We start from the raw sequence: 19,275 nt of genomic DNA on the forward strand, positions 1-19,275 counted from the left end.
GTTGCGCGCACATAGATAACATGTTAACTATTGCCCAACAAAAACAAGATGCCACTGTGGAGGTACCCATGAGTATCCATCACGCCAGCAGCCCTGCGCTGGAACGCTGGAACGCAACGATGCAGAACATCTGCGGGGTGTACGAGACGGAACTGGCGTTCAACCCCTCGCTGTTCATCGGCGAGATTTCCACCTGGTCGCGCGGCGGCCTGGCCCTGGCCAACCTGCGCACCAATGCCGGGCTGATCCGCCGCAAGGGCCTGAACAGCGACCGCGACAACGACCAGCACTGCTTTCTGGTCAGCCAGCGCACCGGCTTTTCGCAGATCACCCAGAACGGCGTCAGCATCCAGCTGGCACCGGGCGAAATGCTTCTGATGGACGCCGCCGGCGCCTGCGAAATCATGCCCTTCGGCCTGATTGAACACGCCTCGCTGTCACTGGCGCGGGCCGAGGTGTGCAAGCAACTGGGCAGCGACAGCCGCACCTTCGGCAAGATCTCCCAGACCCGTGCCTGCGGGCGCATGCTGCACCTGTTGATGGACCAACTGTGCAAGGAGCAAAGCGCCGGCGAAGACGAGCAGGGCGAGGGCCAGGCGCTGCACAGTGCCTTCCTGTCGTTGCTCGGTTCGGCCCTTGAGGGCAGTGACGATCCGGCAGCCCTGCCGGCCTCGTTGCAGGGCGCCAACTTGCGCAGCTATGTGCAAAAAATCATCGATGACTCCCTGGGTCAGGCCAACCTGACCCCGGTCAACCTCGCCAACCGCCTGAACATTTCCGTGCGCCACCTTTACCGCCTGTTCGAAGAGCAGGGCGACAGCGTCTGCCGTTACATCCAGCGCGCGCGCCTCAAGCGCAGCGCCGCCGACCTGGCCAACCCGGTGCTCAAGCGCGAGTCGATCACCACCATCGCCTACAAATGGGGCTTCACCGACTCGGCGCACTTCAGCCGTTCGTTCAAGAAGCAGTTCGAGCAGTCGCCCAAGGACTACCGCGCCAGCAGCCTGGCCTGATCGTCGTTTCAACTGTGCTGACTTGACCGCAGGATGCGGTCTGTATAGGCTCGCCCGGACTGGCTACCTACCGATAGGTAGGTTTAATGGTAAACACCAGCCAGATGCCGTTTTTATCTGGAATCGAGCCTATGCACAGTGCAGCCTCCACGCCGACCGCCCGGGTCGGCTTCGCCATTTCCCTGGCCCTGATCGGCGCCCTCGGGCCCTCGGCGGTCGACATGTACCTGGCCAGCATGCCGAGCATTGCCAGCGAGTTCGCCACTTCCTATGCCGGGGTGCAGTTGACCCTGACCGTGTTCCTCCTGGCCATGGGCGCCGGGCAACTGCTGTTCGGCCCGCTGGTCGATACCCTCGGCCGGCGCCGGCCATTGCTCGCCGGCTTGCTGGTGTTCGTCCTGAGCTCCCTGGCCGCCGCTGCGGCGCCAGACCTCAACAGCCTGCTGCTGGCGCGCTTCGTCCAGGGCCTGGGCAGCGCCATGACCCTGGTGGTGATCATGAGCATGGTTCGCGATGTCGCCGAAGGTGCAAGGGCGGCGCAGATCTTCGCCTTGCTGATGACCATCGAGGGCCTGGCACCGGTGATCGCCCCGGCGCTGGGCGGCTTTGTCGGTGCGCACTTTGGCTGGCGGGCGATCATGCTGGTGCTGGCGGTACTGGGCGTGTTGGTGCTGCTCAACTCGGCCGTGATGCTCAAGGAGACCTTGCCCCAGGACCAACGCATGGCCTGGCAACCGCGTGAGTTTTTGCGCACCTACCTGCGAATCGCCTGCGACCGCCAGTTCCTGCGCCCGGCCCTGGCCTTGTCGGCGGTGTTTTTCTTCCTGTTTGCCTACATCGGCGGGGCGGCCTTGGTTTACCAGCACCATTTCGGCCTGTCGGTGGAAGCCTTCGGCACGTTGTTCGGTGCCACCGGTGTGGCCATTTTGCTCGGTGCCATCAGCGCCGGCCGCCTGGTGGCGCGCAAGGGCCTGGTGCGTCTGGCCCGCTGGGGCGCGGCGTGCATGTTGGTGGGTGCCGTGCTGGTGCTGGCTGGCGCACTGAGTGCGGCGGGGCTGGTGGGCATCGTTGCCGGCATGGCCGTGGCCATGTTCGGCCTGGGCATGGCCGAGGCGACCCTGATGTCGCTGGTGATGGCGTCGCAGAGCAAGGCCCTGGGCTCGACCGCCGCCTTGCTCGGCGCCTTCCAGTTGATCATTTCGTCGTTTGCCACGCCATTGTCGGGCATCATGGCACCTTTGGGTGCGGCGCACTGGGCGCTGTTGCTCGGCGTCTCGGCGGTGTGCGTCGCGCTGCTGGTGCACATCAGCACCCGTCATGCCGAGCCGCACCTGCAGAGCCTGGCTGGCCATTGATCTGTATTTGTTGTAGGAGACACCGCTATGAGAAGCCTGACGCCGTCGGCGGAAAAAATCTGCGCGATTGCCGTCGAGCAGTTTGCCGAACTGGGTTATGACGCCTCGTCGCTGAACGATATCGCCGCCGCCGCAGGCATGCGCAAGCCGTCGTTGTATGCGCATTTCGCTGGCAAGGATGACCTGTTCCAGGTGGTCTACGCGCGGGCCCTGCACGCCGAGCATGAGTACCTGGAGGCCTGCTTTGCCGAGAAGGTGACGGCCGGGGAATTGCCGGGGCAGCGCTTTACCGAGCGTTTGAACCAACGTTACCAGGCGTCGGCGCATTTGCGCTTCATGCTGCGCACGGCGTTCTTTCCGCCCAGTGAATTGCGGCCGGTGATCTGCGCCGGGTTCGAGGCGTACCTGGCGCGTTTGGGCGAGTTGTTCACCCAGGCATTGCGCCGCTATGCGCCAGCGCTGGATGAGCAGCAGCAACGCTTGTATGGCGATGCCTACCTGGGGATTGTCGACAGTTTGAATGTCGAATTGATCTATGCGGGGGCGGGGGCGTTTGAGCGGCGCTTGGCGGCATTGTGGCGCTTGTTTGGGGAATCGTTGGCCAGGCTTTAGGGCCTCATCGCGGGTCAAGTCGAGGCGTCGCACCGCCGCTCCCACAGAATCTCTCTGTGGGAGCGGGCTTGACCCGCGATGCTTCTAGTCAGACCACCGCGAAGTAATGTTTCACAAAACTCTCGCTGAGAATCTCCCACAACACCGGCGTGCCCTTGGTCACGAACCAGCTGTCACCCGGGTTGTAGGTGCGGCTGACGCCGCTCGCTTCGTCGGTCAAGCGCACTTGGCCGGTGACCACCACGGCCTGTTCGTTGAACGGGTAGACCATGCGGAATGTGCCCGTGGTGGTGCCAAAATAGGCGCTGCTGACCGGGTCGGTCGGCGCGCCGAAGGTCATCTTGCCGAAAGCACGCACTTCGCCTTCGAGTATTTCCGAACCCAGGTCGGCAACGGTGCCCCAGGCGTCGAGTTCGCTGAGCTGGAGGTTCTGTTTAACGGCAGTCAGGGTCATGGCAGTGTTCCTTGAGGGATGAAAACAATGGGTTTCAGCGCCGGCCATTCCAGTAGCCGGACAACTGGTGCCAGGACTTGCCGGCGGTCAGCAGCACCGCGCGCAGTGGGTCCTTGGCCGGGATGGTCGGGCGTGGCACCGAACTGATCAGGTCATAGCGCGCAGAGCCTTCGCTCATGCCTTCGGCCAGTACCTTGCAGATGATGTGGCTGGGGGTGACGCCAAAACCGGAATAACCTTGCACGTAAAACGCGTTGCGCCGACCGGGCAGGGTGCCGATCTGCGGGAACAGGTTGGGGCTGCACGCCATCGGCCCGCCCCAGGCCAGGTCGATCTTCACGTCCTTGAGGTAGGGGAAGATCTTCAGCATCAGGTTGCGGTTCCAGGCCTTGAGGTCGCGCGGGATGTGCTCGACCAGCGGCGTGGCGGCACCGAACAACAGGCGGTTTTCGTTGGTCACGCGGTAGTAGTCGATCACCGGGCGGATGTCGCTGTAGGCGCCGCGAATCGGGCTGATGCGCTGGATCAGTTCGTCCGGCAGCGGCTCGGTCATCATCTGGAAGGCGTAGGTGTTGATGGTCGAGCGGTGCAGCTCCGGTTCCAGCTTGTTGAGGAAACTGTCGCAGGCCCACAGCAGCTTGCTGGCGGTCACCGAACCGCGCCCGGTGCGTACGCGAATGCGCTCGCCGTACTGCACCTGCAGCGCCGGGCTGTTCTCGAAGATGCGCACGCCGTGTGCGCTGAGGGCCTTGGCTTCACCGAGCAACAGGTTCAGCGAGTGCACATGGCCACCGCCCATGTGCAGCAGGGCACTGCTGTAGGCGTCGGAGCCGATGATCTGCTTGACCTCGCTGCCAGCGAGAAAACGGATCTCGTGCTGGGAATTGACCGACTTGAAGTCCTTTTCCCAGGCGCGCAGGGTCTTTTCCTGGCGGGCATTGAAGCCCATGTAGCCGTAGCCATGGCAGAAGTCGGCATCGATGGCGTACTTGGCAATGCGCTGCTTGATGATGTCGGCGCCCAGGTCGCTGATCTCGAAGATCTGGCGCAGGCCATCGTCGCCGACGTGCTGCTTGATCTTCTCCAGGTCGTGGCCGATGCCGGCCATGATCTGCCCGCCATTGCGCCCGGTGCCGCCAAAGCCCAGGTAACGGGCTTCGAGCACGACGATGTTGGTGATGCCTTTTTCCGCCAGCTCCAGGGCCGTGTTGATCCCGGAAAAACCGCCGCCGATGATGACCACGTCGGCGTCCACGTCCTCTTCCAGGGTCGGGAAGCTGAGGTTGTATTTTTTGGTGGCGGTGTAGTAGGTCGGCGTTTCGATGTTGATCATGGCGCTGCCTGAAAAGTGAAGTACTGATGGGCTCTATTAAGGCCCTGCGCCGCGCTGGCGTCTTGATCCTGCCTGCCGCCGGGCTTGACTGGCGGTGCCAGGGCTGTGGCAAGGCGTTGATTTTGTTAAAGTGTTAACAAAATAGCCTGATGATTAGCCAACCCATGCCCCAACCGCGCCCGTCCCTGACCCTGACCTTGTTGCAAGCCCGCGAAGCGGCCATGCGTTTCTTTCGCCCCTCGCTCAACCAGCACGGGCTGACCGAGCAGCAGTGGCGGGTGATCCGTATCCTGCGCCAGCAGGGCGAAATGGAGATCTACCGCCTGGCGGAACAGGCCTGCATCCTCAAGCCGAGCATGACCGGGGTGCTGGTGCGCATGGAGGCGGCCGGGCTGGTCAGCCGGCGCAAGGCCGAGCAGGATCAGCGCCGGGTGCTGGTCAACCTGGCGGCCAAGGGCGAGGAGATTTTTGCCTCGATGAGCCAGTGCATGGAGAGCAACTATCGGCGTATTCAGGAGCAGTTCGGCGAGCAGAAGTTGCAGGCGTTGCTGGGGTTGCTGGAGGAATTGAAGCAGGTAGGGCGGTGACTGCATCGCGGGGCAAGCCCGCTCCTACGGGGATGTGTAGGAGCGGGCTTGCCCCGCGATAGGGCCAGTACAGTCAATACACAGAAGGCCCAGCTGAAACCGCCAGCAAATCCCCCTTGAACCTGCCCGCCAACCCCTGCAAGCCGCGCATCAGCACCGTGGTATCCACCCCCACCGCGACAAACCCGGCGCCCAGCTCCAGGTAGCGCCGTGCCAAGGCTTCATCGGCACTGAGAATCCCTGCTGCCTTGCCGGCCTTTTGAATCTGTCCGATCGCCTGTTCAATCGCCGCCTGCACCTCAGGGTGCCCGGGATTGCCGCGATACCCCATGGACGCACTCAGGTCCGCCGGGCCGATGAACACCCCGTCAACCCCCTCGACTGCGGCAATCGCATCCAGGTTCTGCAGCCCTTCAAGGCTCTCGATCTGCACCAGTAAGCACATCTGCTCATCGGCCTGGTCGAGATAACCGGGGATGCTGTTCCAGCGCGATGCCCGTGCCAGGGCGCTGCCGACGCCGCGCACACCCTTGGGCGGGTAGTGCATGGCGCGCACCAGTTGGCGCACCTGTTCGGCGCTTTCGACCATCGGCACCAACAGGGTTTGCGCGCCGATATCCAGCACCTGCTTGATCAGCGCGGTGTCGCCGATCACCGGGCGGATGATCGCCTGGGCCGGGTAGGGGGCGATGGCCTGCAACTGGCCGAGCATGCCGCGCAGGTCGTTGGGCGCGTGTTCGCCGTCGATCAGCAGCCAGTCGAAGCCTGCGTTGGCGGCAAGTTCTGCGCAGTACGGCTCGGCCAGGCCGAGCCACAGGCCGATTTGCGCCTCGCCGCGTTGCAGGCGTTGCTTGAAGCGGTTGATGGGCATGTCCATGGGCAAGTCCTCAAACGAAACGACAGGCAATCGAACCGAGCATGTCGTAGTCGACATGGAAGGTATCGCCCGGGTTGGCCGCCACCGGGCGGGTGAAGGAGCCAGCGAGGATGATCTGCCCGGCTTCGAGGGTGACGTCGTACGGCGCCAGCTTGTTGGCCAGCCAGGCGACACCCTTGGCCGGGTGATTGAGCACCGCCGCCGAGACCCCGGACTCTTCGATCACACCATTGCGGTAGAGCACCGCCGGCACCTTGCGCAGGTCGATATCGCCCGGGCGCACCGCGCGCCCGCCCATGACCACGCCGGCGTTGGCGGCGTTGTCGGAGATGGTGTCGAAGACCTTGCGCGTGGCCTGGGTCTGCGGGTCGATCTGCTGGATGCGCGCATCGATGATCTCCAGCGCCGGGATCACCCATTCGGTGGCGTCGAGCACATCGAACAGGGTCACGTTCGGCCCCTTGAGCGGCTTGCCGAGGACGAAGGCCAGCTCGACCTCGACCCGCGGCACGATAAAGCGCTGGAAGGGGATGTCGCTGCCTTCGTCGAAGAACATGTCATCGAGCAACGCGCCGTAGTCCGGCTCGCTGATGTTCGACGACACCTGCATGGCCCGCGAGGTCAGGCCGATCTTGTGGCCGACCAGCTTGCGCCCGTCCTGGATCTTTTGCGCGACCCAGGCACGCTGGATGGCATAGGCGTCCTCGATGCTGATGCCCGGATGCTCCAGGGAGAACTGCCGCACCTGTTCGCGGCTGCGTTCGGCGCGGTCGAGCTGGGCGGCGGCTTGCAGGATCTGGCTGTGGTCAAGCATGGCTAAATCTCTTACTGAGGGTTGACGATGGCAGCCTTGGTGCGCAGCACCAGCAAGCCGCCGAGGGTGATGAACAGCGCCAATACGTACAGGGCCAGGCTGGCGCTCTGGGTGGTGTCGCGCATCCAGCCGATCAGGTAGGGGGCAAGGAACGAGGCGATGCTGCCGAACGAGCTGATCAGGGCGATACCGGCAGCCTGGGTGGTGTTCGAGAGGAACGCCGGTGGCAGTTGCCAGAACATCGGCAAGGCGGCGCTGGCGCCCATGCCGGCGATGATCAGCCCGCCCAGCACCATCACCGGGTTGCCTGGCGACAGGCCGGCGATGGCAATGCCGAGGGCCGACATCAGCAGCGGTACGCACAGGTGCCAGCGGCGTTCACGCTGACGGTCCGAAGAACGCCCGCAGGCGATCATGAAGAAGCACCCGGCCAGGTACGGCACGGCGCTGAGCAACCCGACCCGGCCATCGCTGCCGATGCCGGCGCCGTGGATCAGGGTCGGCATCCAGAACGCCAGGGTGTTGACCGCCAGCATCACCGCAAAGTACACCGCCACCAGCAGCCAGACCTGGCTGTCGCGCAGGATGCCGGCGAACGAGGTGATGGATTTGCGCTGTTCTTCCTGGCTCAGTTGCTCGCGCAGTTGCTGTTTCTCGTTGCCGTTCAGCCAGCTGACGCTTTCGAAGCTGTCGGGCAGGCACTTGAGCACCACCAGGCCGAGCAACACCACCGGTGCGCCTTCAATCAGGAACATCCACTGCCAGCCACGCAAGCCGGCGGCGTCGTGGAACAGCTCGAGGATGCCGCCCGACAGCGGCCCGCCGACCACGCCGGCCATGGGCACGGCAATGGCGAACAGCGCGGTGATCTGCCCACGGCGGCGGGCCGGGTACCAGCGGTTGAGGTAAACCAGGATGCCGGGGAAGAAGCCGGCTTCGGCGACGCCCAGCAAAAAGCGCAGGACGTAGAAGCCCGAGGCCGATTCGACCCAGAGCATGCTGGTCGACAACGTGCCCCAGACCACCATCAGGGTGGCGATCCAGCGCCGCGGGCCGACCCGGTCCAGGGCAATGTTGCTCGGTACGCCGAACAGCGCGTAGGCGATGAAAAACAGCCCGGCACCAAAGCCGTAGACCGTGTCGCTGAAGTGCAGGTCGCTGCTCATCTGCATCTTGGCAAAACCAATGTTGATGCGGTCCAGGTGAGCGAACAGGTAACAGATCAGTAGCAGCGGCATCAGCCGCCAGGTGATCTTGCTGTGGGTCGAGTCATGTTGGGCAAGGGCAGCGTGTTCGGCAGTATTGGCTGTGCTCATGATCTTGTACTTTTTGTCAGAGGGCCGTTGGGGAGGGCGGGTGGCTGTGGCTCAGCCCGCCTGGTTGTGCAGAAAGGCGTGAACGTTGTTCTGCTTGAAATTCAGTTGCGGGTGCAGCTCGATCATCTCGAACGACAGGGCCAGCAGGCGCTGGCTTTGCAGCGCGGCAAAATGCGCGGTGATCACCTCGAACAGCGCCTGGGCAACCTGGGTGCGGGTGTCCAGGTCGCGGCCATGGCCGACCTTGAGGGTCATGTGGACGAAGGCGTAGTCATGCTTGCCATCGGCCATGCGCCAGGTGTCCAGGCGCACGCCGCGGCTGCGGATGCCGCCCAGGGGGAACACGCCACTGGCGCCCAGGCTGGCGTGGACCTTCTCGAACAGGCGGGGCAGGTCGGCCTGTTGCTCGATGTTGTCGGTGTACTCGGCAATGAAGTGCGGCATGAGGATTTCCGTCTCATGTAGGAGCGGGCTTGCCCCGCGATGGGTGATCGCGGGGCAAGCCCGCTCCTACAGGGTTACAGGGGGAAGATGGCGTTGATCTGGCCGGTGCCGGAGCTGCCGAACGGCTCGGTCAGCACCTCGACCGGCTTGTTGTAGTCGGCGCCGCCGAGCAGGCCCAGGAGCATCGCCGTGTCGTGCATGCCGCCTTCGCCGTAGCAGTGGTTGGCGTAGTCCGGGAGCATCGCGCAGAACTCCTTGAAGCGGCCCTGCTTCCACAACTCGACCACCCGCAGGTCCATCTGCTTGTCGAATTCGCGGGTCCAGTTGTGGATGTTGGCTTCGGCGTCGCGGTCGTCCGAGAAGCGGTGCGAGAGCGAACCCGAGGCCAGTACCAGGACCTTGCGGTCGCTCTTTTCAATGGCCCGGCGCACGGCGGCGCCAAAGGCGAAGCTGTCTTCCAGGCGGTGCCAGGCGCACCAGGCGGCAATCGACACGACCTTGAGCTTTTGCGCCTCCGGTACATCCATGTGCATGTAGCGCATCGGTACCAGGGTGCCGTACTCAAGCTCAAGGCTTGGGATGTTGTGGGCCAGGGTGCGCACGCCGGCGGCGTTGGCTTCAAGGCCGATCAGCTCGCCCAGGTCCGGGCAGCCGGGGTACTCGAAGTCCATGTTCTTGATGAAGTGCGGCAGTTCGTTGCTGGTGTAGGTACCCTTGAAGTGCTCGCCGCAGTTGATGTGGTAGCCGCTGTTGACCAGCCAGTGGACGTCGAACACCACGGCAGTATCGGCGCCCAGCTCGCGGGCGCGGCGGCCGATTTCCTTGTGCCCGGCGATCGCCGCCTCGCGGCAGCCATGGTGCTTGCCGGGCAGTTCGGACAGGTACATCGAGGGTACGTGGCAGACTTTGGCTGCCAGGACGACTTCGCCCATGATGGAACTCCTGTAGATTGTTGTTCTTGTTTGCGATCGGTTGCGCCTTCATCGCGGGTCAAGCCCGCTCCCACAAGGCAGCCTCAAAACCTGTGGGAGCGGGCTTGCCCCGCGATGCTGTCAGACGCCCCAGCGCGGAATATGATGACTGCCCATCGAGATACACACGTTCTTGATCTCGGCAAACACCTCGAAGCTGTACTGCCCGCCTTCACGGCCAGTGCCCGAACCCTTGACCCCGCCAAACGGCTGGCGCAGGTCGCGCACGTTCTGGCTGTTGATGAACACCATGCCGGCCTCGATGCCGCGGGCCAGACGATGCGCCTTGCCGATGTCCTGCGTCCAGATGTACGAGGCCAGGCCATACTCGGTGTCATTGGCCAGTCGCAGCGCCTCGGCTTCGTCCTTGAACGGAATCAGGCACACCACCGGGCCGAAGATTTCTTCCTGGGCGATGCGCATCTGGTTGTTGACGTCGGCGAACACCGTCGGCTGGATGAACTGCCCACGGGCCAGGTGCGCCGGCAGGTTGGCCGGGCGCTCCAGGCCGCCAGCGAGCAGGGTCGCGCCTTCCTCGATGCCGATCCTGATGTAACCGGTGACCTTGTCATAGTGGGCTTGAGTGATCATCGAGCCTACCTGGGTTTTCGGGTCTTGCGGGTCACCGACGATCAGCCGTTTGGCCCGTGCGGCGAACTCGGCGACGAACTGCGGATAGACGCTCTCCTGGATGAAAATGCGGCTACCGGCGGTGCAGCGCTCGCCATTGAGCGAGAAGATGGTGAACAGCGCCGCATCCAGGGCACGCTCAAGGTCGGCGTCTTCGAAGATCAGCACCGGCGACTTGCCGCCCAGCTCCATGGAGTACTTCTTCAGGCCTGCGGTCTGCATGATCTTTTTGCCGGTAGCGGTGCCGCCGGTAAAGGAGATCGCACGTACGTCCGGGTGACGCACCAGGGCGTCGCCGGCGGTGGCGCCGTAGCCCTGGATGACGTTGAGCACACCCTTGGGGATGCCGGCTTCCACCGCCAGGCGCCCCAGTTCGTTGGCGGTCAGCGGCGACAGTTCACTCATCTTCAGCACCGCGGTGTTGCCCAGGGCCAGGCACGGCGCAGTCTTCCAGGTGGCGGTCATGAACGGCACGTTCCACGGCGACACCAGCCCGCACACGCCCACCGGCTGGTACAGGGTGTAGTTGAGCATCTGGTCGTCGACCGGGTAGGTGTGGCCGTCCATGCGCGTGCAGACTTCGGCGAAGAAGTCGAAGTTGTGCGAAGCACGGGGGATCAGCACGTTTTTGGTCTGGTGGATCGGCAAGCCGGTGTCGAGGGTTTCCAGTTCGGCCAGGTGCGGCACGTTCTGCTCGATCAGTTCGCCGAGCTTGCGCATCAGCCGGGCGCGTTCCTTGGCCGGGGTGTTGGCCCATTTCGGGAAGGCTTCTTTCGCCGCTGCTACTGCCTGGGCAACTTCTTCGGCGCCGCCGCTGGCGACTTCGCCAATGGCTTCACCGGTGGCCGGGTTGTAGTTGACGAACACGTCTTTGCTTTCGACCTCACGGCCGTCGATCCAGTGTTTGATCATGCTGCTCATGCCTCTTGGCGGTTGAGGGCGAAGAACTCGGCTTCGCTGACAATACGGTTGACCAGGCGCCCGACGCCTTCGACTTCGACCACCACTTCATCGCCCGGCACCACATCGGCCAGGCCTTCGGGAGTGCCGGTGGCGATCATGTCGCCCGGCTGCAGGGTCATGAAGCTGGACAGGTATTCGATCAGGTAGGGGATGTCGAAAATCATGTCCTTGGTACTGCCTTGCTGCTTGAGCTCACCGTTGATCCAGGTGCGCAAGGTCAGGTTGCTGGCATCCGGCACATCGGCGACATCGACGATCCACGGCCCGACCGGGGTGGTGGCGTCGCGGTTTTTCACCCGCAGGTTGGGCCGGTAGTAGTTCTCCAGGTAATCGCGGATGGCGTAGTCGTTGCACACCGTGTAGCCGGCCAGGTACTTGAGTGCGTCCTCGCGCTTGACGTTGCGCGCCGGCTTGCCGATCACCGCCACCAGCTCGCACTCGTAGTGCATGTAGGCGACGTTGTCTGGGCGCCAGCTGACCTGGTTGTGGCCGGTGTAGGTGCCCACCGATTTGACGAACGCCAGCGGTTCGGTGGGCGGCGTGAAGGCCAGCTCCGCGGCGTGGTCGGCGTAGTTCAGGCCCAGGGCGAACATGGTGCCGGTAGCCGGCGGCAGCCACTCGACCTGCTGCTCCGGCAACAACCGGCCATCAGCCAGGCGCACAGCGTTGTCGGCCTCGACGGTGACGGCGTGGACTTCACCCTGGTAGCGGATACGTGCGTGTTTCATCAGCGCTTCTCCTGCGCGGCAACGATGCTGTTGGTCAGGCGCCCGAGGCCACTGATCTCGACTTCTACCTGATCCCCGGGCAGTACATCGACGCGGCCTTCGGGGGTGCCGGTGATCAGCACATCACCTTCGTGCAGGGTCATGAATTCGCTGATCTCGGCAATCAGCTGGGCAACGCTGCGGACCATGTTGGCGGTGCTGTTTTGCTGGCGCAGTTGGCCATTAATGAACAGCTTGATGCTCAGTTGCTGCGGGTCGGCAACCTGCGCGGCGGGTACCAGCTCAGGGCCCAGGGCGCAGAAGCCGTCGCGGCACTTGGCCTTGACCGCCGGGCGGTAGTAGCTGTCTTCCGGCAGGCTGAATTCATTGACGATGGTGTAGCCGGCGACATGGCTGAGGGCATTGTCGACGCTGACCCGGGTGGCGCGCTTGCCGATCACCACACCCAGGGCCGGGCCCGGTTGCAGCTGCTCGATGCCCTGCGGGTAGACCACCGGCTGGCCGTGGCCATTACGGGTGTTGGGGGTCTTGATGAACAGCACCGGCTTGACCGGCGGCTTTTGATACGGCGGCTGTTCGAATTCGGCGAGACGCTGGTTCAGCAACCCCTGGTAGTTCAGCGCAACGCCGAACAGGGTACCGCTGGCAGCATCGTGCAAGGCACGGCTCATGGGCTTCTCCTGGCTGGGGCAGGGGCAGGGTCCCTGCTCGAATAATTGTTAATGTATTAACGTTATAATTAAGATGTTAACGAAATGCAAGCGGCTTGCTGCAGGAGTAAGCTGGCGGCACAACAATAAGAGTGAGCAGGGCCATGAGCGAACGCCAGCCAATCCCCAACATCAACATCGGTCAGGTCTACGACCAGCGCTACAGCGATGCCGAGGTGCACTACGACAAGCTCGGCAACCTCGCCGGGTTCTTCGGCCGCAACATGCCGGTGCACCGCCATGACCGGTTTTTCCAGGTGCATTACGTCAAGAGCGGCACGGTGCGGGTGTACCTGGACGACCAGCAGTACGTCGAATCGGGGCCGATGTTCTTCCTCACGCCGCCGACCATTCCGCATTCCTTTGTCACCGAGCCCGATGCCGACGGCCATGTGCTGACCGTGCGCCAGCAACTGGTCTGGCAGTTACTTGAAGCCGATCCTGGGTTGGCGCCGGGGCCGCAGGTGGCGCCGGCCTGCGTGGCCTTGAGCGGCCTGGAGCCGAATTACGCCGCCGAGGCGCGGCGCCTGGCGCTGCTGTTCGATGAGCTGCACAGCGAGATCAACGCCAGCGCAGCCGGGCGCGCAGCTGCGCTGGAAAGCTTGACGCGGCTGATCATGACCAGCCTGCTGCGCCTGTGTGCGCGCTCGCTGCCGGCACGGCAAACCCGTCATGAAGACTTGCAGGTGTTCCACCGCTTCAACGAACTGATCGAGGCCCACTACCTCGAACACTGGCCGTTGGCGCGCTACGCCCAGGGCATCGGCGTCACCGAGGCGCGGCTCAACGAAGTGTGCCGGCGCATCGCCGACCTGCCGTCCAAGCGGCTGATCCTCGAGCGTCTGATGCAGGAGGCGCGGCGCCTGCTGCTGTACACCGGCAGCTCGGCCAACGAGATCTGCTACCGCCTGGGCTTCAAGGACCCGGCGTATTTCAGCCGGTTCTTTTTGCGTTACGCGCAACTGACGCCGGGGGAATACCGCCAGCGTCAGGCGGGGTTGCGCTAGGCCTGGCCGCGTAGCCAGAGGTTGTCGAAACGCCAGGTGCTGAACAGCGTCTGCTCGGCCGCGGCGCCGCCGACCTGACGCGAGAAAGCGTCGAGCAGATTGACGTAGCCCCAGATCAGCAGACCACCTCGCTCATACTGGATCTGCTGGGCCTGGTGCACCAGGGCGCTGCGCTTGGCCAGGTCTGGCTGGGCCATGGCCTGGAGGAACAGCTCGCTGAACTGCGGGTCGTTGAAGTGGGTCTTGTTGGCCACGGCGAAGGGCGCATCGATGTGCATGGCACTGGCCAGGAACGGCGCGCCGATGGTGCCGCCAGTGCTCAGTTGCCACTGGTCGTGCTGCGGGCCGTCGAAGGTGGCCTGGTCGACCTGGCGCACCTTGAGGGTCACGCCGATGGCCTTGGCCTGTTCGGCAAACACCAGGGCCGAAGCCAGGGCCGGGCCGCTGGTGGTCACCAGCTCGACTTCGAGCTGTTCGTGGCCGGCTTCGCGCAGCAGTGTTGCCGCCCGTTGCGGGTCATGCGGGCGTGGGCCGAGGCGGTGGTTGAAGGTCGGGTCGTTCGGTGCGTACAGGTCGTTGGCCACCCGGCCCTGGCCATTCAAGGCGCGGCGCACCAGCTCCGGGCGGTCGGCCAGCAGGCGCAACGCCTCGCGGACTTTCGGGTTGTCGAACGGTGGCTTGCTGGTGTTCATCTCGAACGACAGCCAGTTGCCGCTGACCGAAGTCACCAGTTGCAGGCGCGGGTCGCGTTCGATGATCTGCAACTGCTCGCTGGGCAGGCCGTTGGCCATGTCGATCTGCCCGGCGCGCAAGGCGGCCAGGCGCGAGACCTGGTCCTTGAAGTCGATGATCTCCAGCTCGTCGGCGTAGGGTTTGCCGTCCTTGTAGTAGTTTTCGAAGCGGCTGAACACCGAGCGCTGGCCGGGGGTGAAGCTTTTCAGCTTGTAGGGGCCGGCGCCGACCGGGTTGGTCAGCGGGTGGTAGTCGACCGGGACGATGCCGCCGAAGTTGACCCAGGTTTCTGCCAGCGGCAGGTAGCTGCGCCCGTCCTTGAAGCGGATGCGCACGGTGCGCGCGTCGAGTTTTTCCAGGTTGTCGCGGTCGACCCAGTGCAGCAGCGCAGCATAGGGCGAGGCCAATTGCGGGTCGGTCAGACGGCGAATGGAGAAGATCAGGTCGTCGGCATCGATGGTCTTGCCGTTGTGAAACTCAAGGCCCTGGCGCAGGCGTACGGTCCAACTGCTGGCGTCGGCGCTGGCTTCGGCCTCTTCGGCCAGGGCCAGGCGCGGCTGCATCTGCTCGTCCCATTCCCACAGCTTGCTGTACAGGGCAAAGCCGCGAACGATGCCGCTGCCGATCGGCTTGTGGGCGTCAAGGTTGCCGACCTGGCCGCCGGACAGCACGCCCAGGCGCAGGCGCCCGCCGTGGCGCGGCGGGTCGTTGGCGACAGGGCTGGCGGCCGGCTGCTCGGGGCCGCAACCACTGAGCAGCAGCCCGCCGCCCAGCGCCAGGCTATAGCCGAGAAAGCGCCGGCGTTGGTGATCGAAAGGGTCCATGGCCTCAGCCTCCTGCTGCACGCAAGGCCGGCGCCTGGGTGTCGATGCGCTTGAGCGGCGCCCGCTCGCCGCGAAAATGCGGGAGGATGTGCTCGCCCAAGCGGTAGGCTTCTTCCAGGTGCGGGTAGCCGGCGAGGAAGAACAGCTCGATGCCCAGGGCGTTGTACTCGCGAATCCGCGCCACCACGTTGGCGTAGCTGCCAACCAGCGCCAGGCCTGGCGGGATGCCGATGTAACCGAAGCCGGCCCAGACGTTGGGGTAGATGAAAAAGTCGTCGAACGGCCGGCTTTGATCCTTGGCCGAGTACTCATTTTCGTAACTGAGCTTGCGCGCAGTGCGCAGCCCGGCATGGGCGGCCACGGCCTTGACCGCGCCCTTGGCCACGCCTTCGTCGAAGAAGCGCTTGGCCTCGGCCAGGGCCTGGGCTTCGGTCTCGCGGGTGATGACATCGATCGACAGGCCGAAGCGGATGTTGCTGCGGCCATGCTTGAGCGTACGCTCGCGAATGTCGGCGATCAGCGCGCGGATCTCGTCCGGGTGCTCGGCGCGCATCAGGTAGAAGTCGGCGTGGCGGGCGGCGAACTCCCGCGCCGCGATCGACGAGCCGGCAGTGCAGATCAGCGGCAGCTCGGCCTTTTTCTGCGGGCCGCGCAGGCCGCCGCCTTCGGCCTGGTAGAAGCGGCCCTGGTAGTGGAAGTTCTCCGAGTGCCAGTAGCCCTTGACCACGTCCATGAACTCGATGGCGCGTTCGTAGCGTTCATCGTGGTCGCTGAAGTCACCGACCTGGCGCTGGATCACGTCCGAGCCGCCATTGATGATGTTCCACACCAGGCGGTTGCCGGTGGCGCGCTGGTAGGTGGCGGCCTGCTGCACGGCGACCCAGGGCGTGTAGTGGTAGGGCTGGAAGGCGGTGACGTAGCTTAAGGTGCGGGTCTCGCGGGCCAGCAGCGAGCACACCGTCCACGGCTCTTCGCCAGACGGTGCGTTGACCATCAGCGCGCCGCCAAAGCCGTTGATCTCGGCGGCGCGGGCGATCTGCCCGAGGTAGTCGATGTAGGTGAAGTGATCGCCCACGGCAAAGTTCGACACCGCGCCGGTGCTGTCGCTGCCGGCATGCCAGTCGCCGCGGTTGCGCGGATCGCCAGGGAGGAACTGGGTTTCGCCGTGCAACGGCAGGCGGGTGAAAAATTCAATGCTCACGGTGATAGTCCTTATTGCACGGTGGGGTTGCAGATTGCGCTGATGGGCTGGTCGCTGAACACCTTGCGGGCGAAGGGCAGGGAATCCTTGAGCGAGGCGTTGACCGTCTCGCTGTGGCCCAGGCCCTTGTACAGGTGGCCTTCGACGATCGAGCCGGTCTTGCAGGCGTCCTGCATCAAGGCCACCTGGGTGGCGGCGGCCGGGGTCTTGTCTTCGGCGCCGGTGCCGATGAAGATCGGCTGCTTGAGTTTCAGGGTCGGGTAGGACACCTGCGCCAGCCACGGCTTGAGTTGTTCGCCGCTGTTGGCCTTGCGGGTGTTGGCCGGGGTCAGGCCGGTGCCGAGCACATCGGCCACCAGTGATGACAGGCAGGTGCTGCGCGCCTGTTCGAACAGCGGCAGGGCCTTGTCGGTGTAGAAGTCGCGCGGGTCGATGCGCGGGTCGTACTGCTGGGCCGCCAGCAAGGTGTAGAAGCCGTAGGCCAGGGAGGCGTCGACCTTGTCCGGGTCCTGCTCGCCGACGTTCTTCGCACCCACGGTGTAGATCACCCCGGTGCCGACGCTGCCCTTCAGGCCCAGGTCCGGGGCGTAGGTCGGCGCATAGGCGGCCGAGGCAAAGGCGCCGGCGCCGCCCTGGGACTGGCCGACCACCAGCACCTTGTTGGCCAGCCCCGGCACCCCGGCAATCACCGCGCGGGCGGCGTCGAGGATGCCGTAGGCGGCCATGCGGTTGTTCAGCAGCGGGTGGCCGCCGGGCACGCCCAGGCCCTGGTAGTCGGTGGCGACGATGGCGTAGCCCTCGTTGAGCCAGCGCGCCAGGTACTGCACGTCGCGGTACGAGCGCCCGGCCCAGGACGGCGCGCAGACATCCGCCACGCCCACCGTGCCATGGCCCCAGGTCACCAGCGGCCAGCCACCTGCCGGTGCCTTGCCCTTGGGAATGAACAGCGCACCAGACACTGCCACCGGGGTCTTGCCGTCGATGCCGTCGGTGGAGCTATAGAGGATGCGCAGTTGCGACGCCGCGCCGGGCAGGCTCAGGGTCTGTTCCAGCGGCTCGCTGCGCAGCAGTTTGCCGGGGCTGGCGGGGATGGCCTGGCTCCAGCTGTAGAACGCCGAGACCCGGCCATCGCCTTGCAGCGGGTCGGGTTTGGGCGCGAAGGTGTCAGCGGCCATGGCGCTGAGCGACAGGGCTAGCAGGCTCAGGCCGAAGGCGAATGTGTTCTGCAGTTTCATCGAGAGGTCCTTGCACGGTGCGTGTGCCAGGCTTGAGCGAAATGCGTGCCAGGGCGCTGCAGACCTTGGTTTTCAAGGGCTGGGTTGCCAGCAAGAGGGTTGCCTGAGGGCATCGATGCTGGCCAGCCACCACGGGTTGCTGGCCGACTGTTGCTGGAGCAGCAGCGCAGAACACATATCGCTAATGGGAATATATAAATGCTAATTAATAATTATTTGTTCTAATTTGTTTCGGGCACTATGGCCCTGCGCTTTCACTGCCAGGAATGCACCATGTCGCTGATAACCCATCCCCATGCCCGGGAACTGAGCAAATCCGTTCGCGCCACCGTTCTGGTGTTCAAGGACCCGCGCTCCCAGGAACTGCTCAGCCGCATCGAACGCCTGGCGCCGAGTGAAGCCAACACCCTGATCATCGGCGAGACCGGCACCGGCAAGGAGCTGGTGGCCCGCCATATCCATCAGCTCAGCCGTCGCGGGCGCGAGCCGTTCGTGGCGGTCAACTGCGGCGCCTTTGCCGAAACCCTGGTCGAGAGCGAGCTGTTCGGCCACGAGAAGGGCGCCTTTACCGGCGCCACCAACAGCAAGGCCGGCTGGTTCGAAGCGGCCAACGGCGGCACGCTGTTCCTCGATGAGATCGGCGACCTGCCGCTGAACATGCAGGTGAAACTGCTGCGGGTGCTGCAGGAGCGCGAAGTGGTACGCCTGGGCTCGCGCACGCCGATCCCGATCAACGTGCGTCTGGTGGCGGCGACCAACGTCAACCTCGCCGATGCGGTGGTGGCCGGGCATTTTCGCGAAGACCTGTTCTACCGCCTGCACGTGGCGACCATCCGCCTGCCGCCGCTGCGCGAACGCCCGGGGGACATCCTGCCGCTGGCCGAGTTCTTCCTTGAGGAGCACTGCCAGCGCCTGGGCTACAGCCGCGCCAGCCTGAGCCCGGAAAGCGAGCGCAAGCTGCTGTCGCACAGCTGGCCAGGCAACATCCGCGAGCTGGAAAACGCCATTCACCACGCGCTGCTGGTGTGCCGGCAACAGCTGGTGCAGCCGGCCGACCTGCACCTGGTGGACATGCGCTCGGTGGGCATTCGCCAGGAAGAACACAGTCAGCCGCTGCGCCTGGCCAGCGAACCGCCGAACCTTGAGGCGGCGCTGACGGCGCTGTTCGAGCAGAACATTCCAGACTTGTACGAGCATATCGAGGAAACGGTGTTTCGCACCGCGTACCGCTTCTGTCATGGCAATCAGTTGCAGACCGGGCGCTTGCTGAACATCAGCCGCAACATCGTGCGGGCGCGGTTGGAGAAGATTGGTGAGTTGAAGCGTACGGAGGGTGCTGTGCATTAGGGCCTCATCGCGGGGCAAGCCCGCTCCTACAGGGTGGGAGCGGGCTTGCCCCGCGATGCTTCAAGTCCATCTGATCCGTATAAATCCCACCAACCTGAATCTGTAACCCAGTACACCCAAAA

19 protein-coding genes are annotated in these 19,275 nt (G+C 64.4%); 6 read left to right on the forward strand and 13 right to left on the reverse strand.

The features are described 5' to 3' along the window. Positions 1–68: 68 nt before the first annotated feature. The 3 genes from feaR to NLX68_RS12020 all read left to right on the forward strand — a co-directional run bounded on the left by feaR (position 69) and on the right by NLX68_RS12020 (position 2,980). Complete coding sequence (gene feaR, locus NLX68_RS12010; protein ID WP_254284167.1) at positions 69–1,013, forward strand: transcriptional regulator FeaR; 945 nt, start codon at positions 69–71, stop codon at positions 1,011–1,013. Positions 1,014–1,144: 131 nt separating this feature from the next. After that, positions 1,145–2,368 (forward strand): multidrug effflux MFS transporter, encoded by a 1,224-nt coding sequence (locus NLX68_RS12015; RefSeq protein ID WP_254284168.1) that lies wholly within the window; start codon positions 1,145–1,147, stop codon positions 2,366–2,368. A 27-nt stretch (positions 2,369–2,395) separates the two neighbouring features. Then, positions 2,396–2,980: a TetR/AcrR family transcriptional regulator gene (locus NLX68_RS12020; protein WP_254284169.1), complete on the forward strand. Its 585-nt coding sequence runs from the start codon at positions 2,396–2,398 to the stop codon at positions 2,978–2,980. Positions 2,981–3,068: 88 nt separating this feature from the next. Here the strand turns inward: NLX68_RS12020 and NLX68_RS12025 are convergent, their stop codons facing one another. Continuing rightward, positions 3,069–3,434 (reverse strand): cupin domain-containing protein, encoded by a 366-nt coding sequence (locus tag NLX68_RS12025; RefSeq protein ID WP_254284170.1) that lies wholly within the window; start codon positions 3,432–3,434, stop codon positions 3,069–3,071. Between the two features lie 34 nt (positions 3,435–3,468). After that, a complete protein-coding gene (locus tag NLX68_RS12030) occupies positions 3,469–4,767 on the reverse strand; it encodes an FAD-binding oxidoreductase (RefSeq protein ID WP_254284171.1) in 1,299 nt (432 codons plus the stop codon). A gap of 164 nt (positions 4,768–4,931) precedes the next feature. Here NLX68_RS12030 and hpaR point away from each other — a divergent pair, with 164 nt between their 5' ends. Beyond that, positions 4,932–5,354, forward strand: a complete 423-nt coding sequence (gene hpaR, locus NLX68_RS12035; protein WP_254284172.1) for a homoprotocatechuate degradation operon regulator HpaR — start codon at positions 4,932–4,934, stop codon at positions 5,352–5,354. A gap of 73 nt (positions 5,355–5,427) precedes the next feature. Here hpaR and hpaI read toward each other — a convergent pair whose 3' ends face one another. The 8 genes from hpaI to NLX68_RS12075 all read right to left on the reverse strand — a co-directional run bounded on the left by hpaI (position 5,428) and on the right by NLX68_RS12075 (position 12,768). Next, positions 5,428–6,231, reverse strand: a complete 804-nt coding sequence (gene hpaI / locus NLX68_RS12040; RefSeq protein WP_254284173.1) for a 4-hydroxy-2-oxoheptanedioate aldolase — start codon at positions 6,229–6,231, stop codon at positions 5,428–5,430. 10 nt (positions 6,232–6,241) lie between these two features. Further along, complete coding sequence (gene hpaH, locus NLX68_RS12045) at positions 6,242–7,045, reverse strand: 2-oxo-hept-4-ene-1,7-dioate hydratase (RefSeq protein WP_010221844.1); 804 nt, start codon at positions 7,043–7,045, stop codon at positions 6,242–6,244. Between the two features lie 11 nt (positions 7,046–7,056). Then, positions 7,057–8,361 (reverse strand): MFS transporter, encoded by a 1,305-nt coding sequence (locus NLX68_RS12050; RefSeq protein WP_254284174.1) that lies wholly within the window; start codon positions 8,359–8,361, stop codon positions 7,057–7,059. Positions 8,362–8,412: 51 nt separating this feature from the next. Then, positions 8,413–8,805 (reverse strand): 5-carboxymethyl-2-hydroxymuconate isomerase, encoded by a 393-nt coding sequence (locus tag NLX68_RS12055; protein ID WP_254284175.1) that lies wholly within the window; start codon positions 8,803–8,805, stop codon positions 8,413–8,415. Between the two features lie 74 nt (positions 8,806–8,879). Then, entirely contained in the window at positions 8,880–9,737 is an 858-nt protein-coding gene (hpaD, locus tag NLX68_RS12060; RefSeq protein ID WP_254284176.1) for a 3,4-dihydroxyphenylacetate 2,3-dioxygenase, read from the reverse strand. 120 nt (positions 9,738–9,857) lie between these two features. After that, positions 9,858–11,318: a 5-carboxymethyl-2-hydroxymuconate semialdehyde dehydrogenase gene (hpaE, locus tag NLX68_RS12065; RefSeq protein WP_254284177.1), complete on the reverse strand. Its 1,461-nt coding sequence runs from the start codon at positions 11,316–11,318 to the stop codon at positions 9,858–9,860. A 5-nt stretch (positions 11,319–11,323) separates the two neighbouring features. Further along, positions 11,324–12,097 carry a fumarylacetoacetate hydrolase family protein gene (locus NLX68_RS12070; protein WP_254284178.1) on the reverse strand — a complete coding sequence of 258 codons (774 nt, stop codon included), beginning with the start codon at positions 12,095–12,097 and terminating at the stop codon, positions 11,324–11,326. Then, positions 12,097–12,768: a fumarylacetoacetate hydrolase family protein gene (locus NLX68_RS12075; protein ID WP_115087195.1), complete on the reverse strand. Its 672-nt coding sequence runs from the start codon at positions 12,766–12,768 to the stop codon at positions 12,097–12,099. Before NLX68_RS12075 ends, NLX68_RS12070 begins: the two co-directional genes overlap by 1 nt. Positions 12,769–12,911: 143 nt before the next feature. Here NLX68_RS12075 and hpaA point away from each other — a divergent pair, with 143 nt between their 5' ends. Next, positions 12,912–13,814: a 4-hydroxyphenylacetate catabolism regulatory protein HpaA gene (hpaA, locus tag NLX68_RS12080; protein WP_254284179.1), complete on the forward strand. Its 903-nt coding sequence runs from the start codon at positions 12,912–12,914 to the stop codon at positions 13,812–13,814. Here the strand turns inward: hpaA and NLX68_RS12085 are convergent. Genes NLX68_RS12085 through NLX68_RS12095 form a run of 3 tightly spaced genes read right to left on the reverse strand, consistent with a single transcriptional unit; the run spans position 13,811 to position 17,806 of the window. Beyond that, positions 13,811–15,370 (reverse strand): ABC transporter substrate-binding protein, encoded by a 1,560-nt coding sequence (locus NLX68_RS12085; protein WP_254284180.1) that lies wholly within the window; start codon positions 15,368–15,370, stop codon positions 13,811–13,813. The two genes, hpaA and NLX68_RS12085, sit on opposite strands and share 4 nt — an antisense overlap. Before the next feature lie 4 nt (positions 15,371–15,374). After that, a complete protein-coding gene (locus tag NLX68_RS12090; RefSeq protein ID WP_254284181.1) occupies positions 15,375–16,571 on the reverse strand; it encodes an LLM class flavin-dependent oxidoreductase in 1,197 nt (398 codons plus the stop codon). 11 nt (positions 16,572–16,582) lie between these two features. Further along, the gene (locus NLX68_RS12095) at positions 16,583–17,806 is read right to left on the reverse strand and encodes a lipase family protein (protein ID WP_254284182.1); all 1,224 of its coding nucleotides are present in this window, start codon (positions 17,804–17,806) and stop codon (positions 16,583–16,585) included. Between the two features lie 273 nt (positions 17,807–18,079). Between NLX68_RS12095 and NLX68_RS12100 the strand changes: the two genes are divergently transcribed. Continuing rightward, positions 18,080–19,153, forward strand: a complete 1,074-nt coding sequence (locus tag NLX68_RS12100) for a sigma-54-dependent Fis family transcriptional regulator (RefSeq protein WP_254284183.1) — start codon at positions 18,080–18,082, stop codon at positions 19,151–19,153. Positions 19,154–19,275: the final 122 nt, after the last annotated feature.

Origin of the sequence: Pseudomonas sp. SBB6 (genome assembly GCF_024213215.1) — a bacterium.
Lineage (GTDB): Bacteria > Pseudomonadota > Gammaproteobacteria > Pseudomonadales > Pseudomonadaceae > Aquipseudomonas > Aquipseudomonas donghuensis.

Excerpts from the sequence above, each read along its gene's own strand:
- feaR (WP_254284167.1), top strand. The coding sequence starts at position 69 with ATGAGTATCCATCACGCCAGCAGCCCTGCGCTGGAACGCTGGAACGCA.
- NLX68_RS12015 (WP_254284168.1), top strand. The coding sequence starts at position 1,145 with ATGCACAGTGCAGCCTCCACGCCGACCGCCCGGGTCGGCTTCGCCATT.
- NLX68_RS12020 (WP_254284169.1), top strand. The coding sequence starts at position 2,396 with ATGAGAAGCCTGACGCCGTCGGCGGAAAAAATCTGCGCGATTGCCGTC.
- NLX68_RS12025 (WP_254284170.1), bottom strand. The coding sequence starts at position 3,434 with ATGACCCTGACTGCCGTTAAACAGAACCTCCAGCTCAGCGAACTCGAC.
- NLX68_RS12030 (WP_254284171.1), bottom strand. The coding sequence starts at position 4,767 with ATGATCAACATCGAAACGCCGACCTACTACACCGCCACCAAAAAATAC.
- hpaR (WP_254284172.1), top strand. The coding sequence starts at position 4,932 with ATGCCCCAACCGCGCCCGTCCCTGACCCTGACCTTGTTGCAAGCCCGC.
- hpaI (WP_254284173.1), bottom strand. The coding sequence starts at position 6,231 with ATGGACATGCCCATCAACCGCTTCAAGCAACGCCTGCAACGCGGCGAG.
- hpaH (WP_010221844.1), bottom strand. The coding sequence starts at position 7,045 with ATGCTTGACCACAGCCAGATCCTGCAAGCCGCCGCCCAGCTCGACCGC.
- NLX68_RS12050 (WP_254284174.1), bottom strand. The coding sequence starts at position 8,361 with ATGAGCACAGCCAATACTGCCGAACACGCTGCCCTTGCCCAACATGAC.
- NLX68_RS12055 (WP_254284175.1), bottom strand. The coding sequence starts at position 8,805 with ATGCCGCACTTCATTGCCGAGTACACCGACAACATCGAGCAACAGGCC.
- hpaD (WP_254284176.1), bottom strand. The coding sequence starts at position 9,737 with ATGGGCGAAGTCGTCCTGGCAGCCAAAGTCTGCCACGTACCCTCGATG.
- hpaE (WP_254284177.1), bottom strand. The coding sequence starts at position 11,318 with ATGATCAAACACTGGATCGACGGCCGTGAGGTCGAAAGCAAAGACGTG.
- NLX68_RS12070 (WP_254284178.1), bottom strand. The coding sequence starts at position 12,097 with ATGAAACACGCACGTATCCGCTACCAGGGTGAAGTCCACGCCGTCACC.
- NLX68_RS12075 (WP_115087195.1), bottom strand. The coding sequence starts at position 12,768 with ATGAGCCGTGCCTTGCACGATGCTGCCAGCGGTACCCTGTTCGGCGTT.
- hpaA (WP_254284179.1), top strand. The coding sequence starts at position 12,912 with ATGAGCGAACGCCAGCCAATCCCCAACATCAACATCGGTCAGGTCTAC.
- NLX68_RS12085 (WP_254284180.1), bottom strand. The coding sequence starts at position 15,370 with ATGGACCCTTTCGATCACCAACGCCGGCGCTTTCTCGGCTATAGCCTG.
- NLX68_RS12095 (WP_254284182.1), bottom strand. The coding sequence starts at position 17,806 with ATGAAACTGCAGAACACATTCGCCTTCGGCCTGAGCCTGCTAGCCCTG.
- NLX68_RS12100 (WP_254284183.1), top strand. The coding sequence starts at position 18,080 with ATGTCGCTGATAACCCATCCCCATGCCCGGGAACTGAGCAAATCCGTT.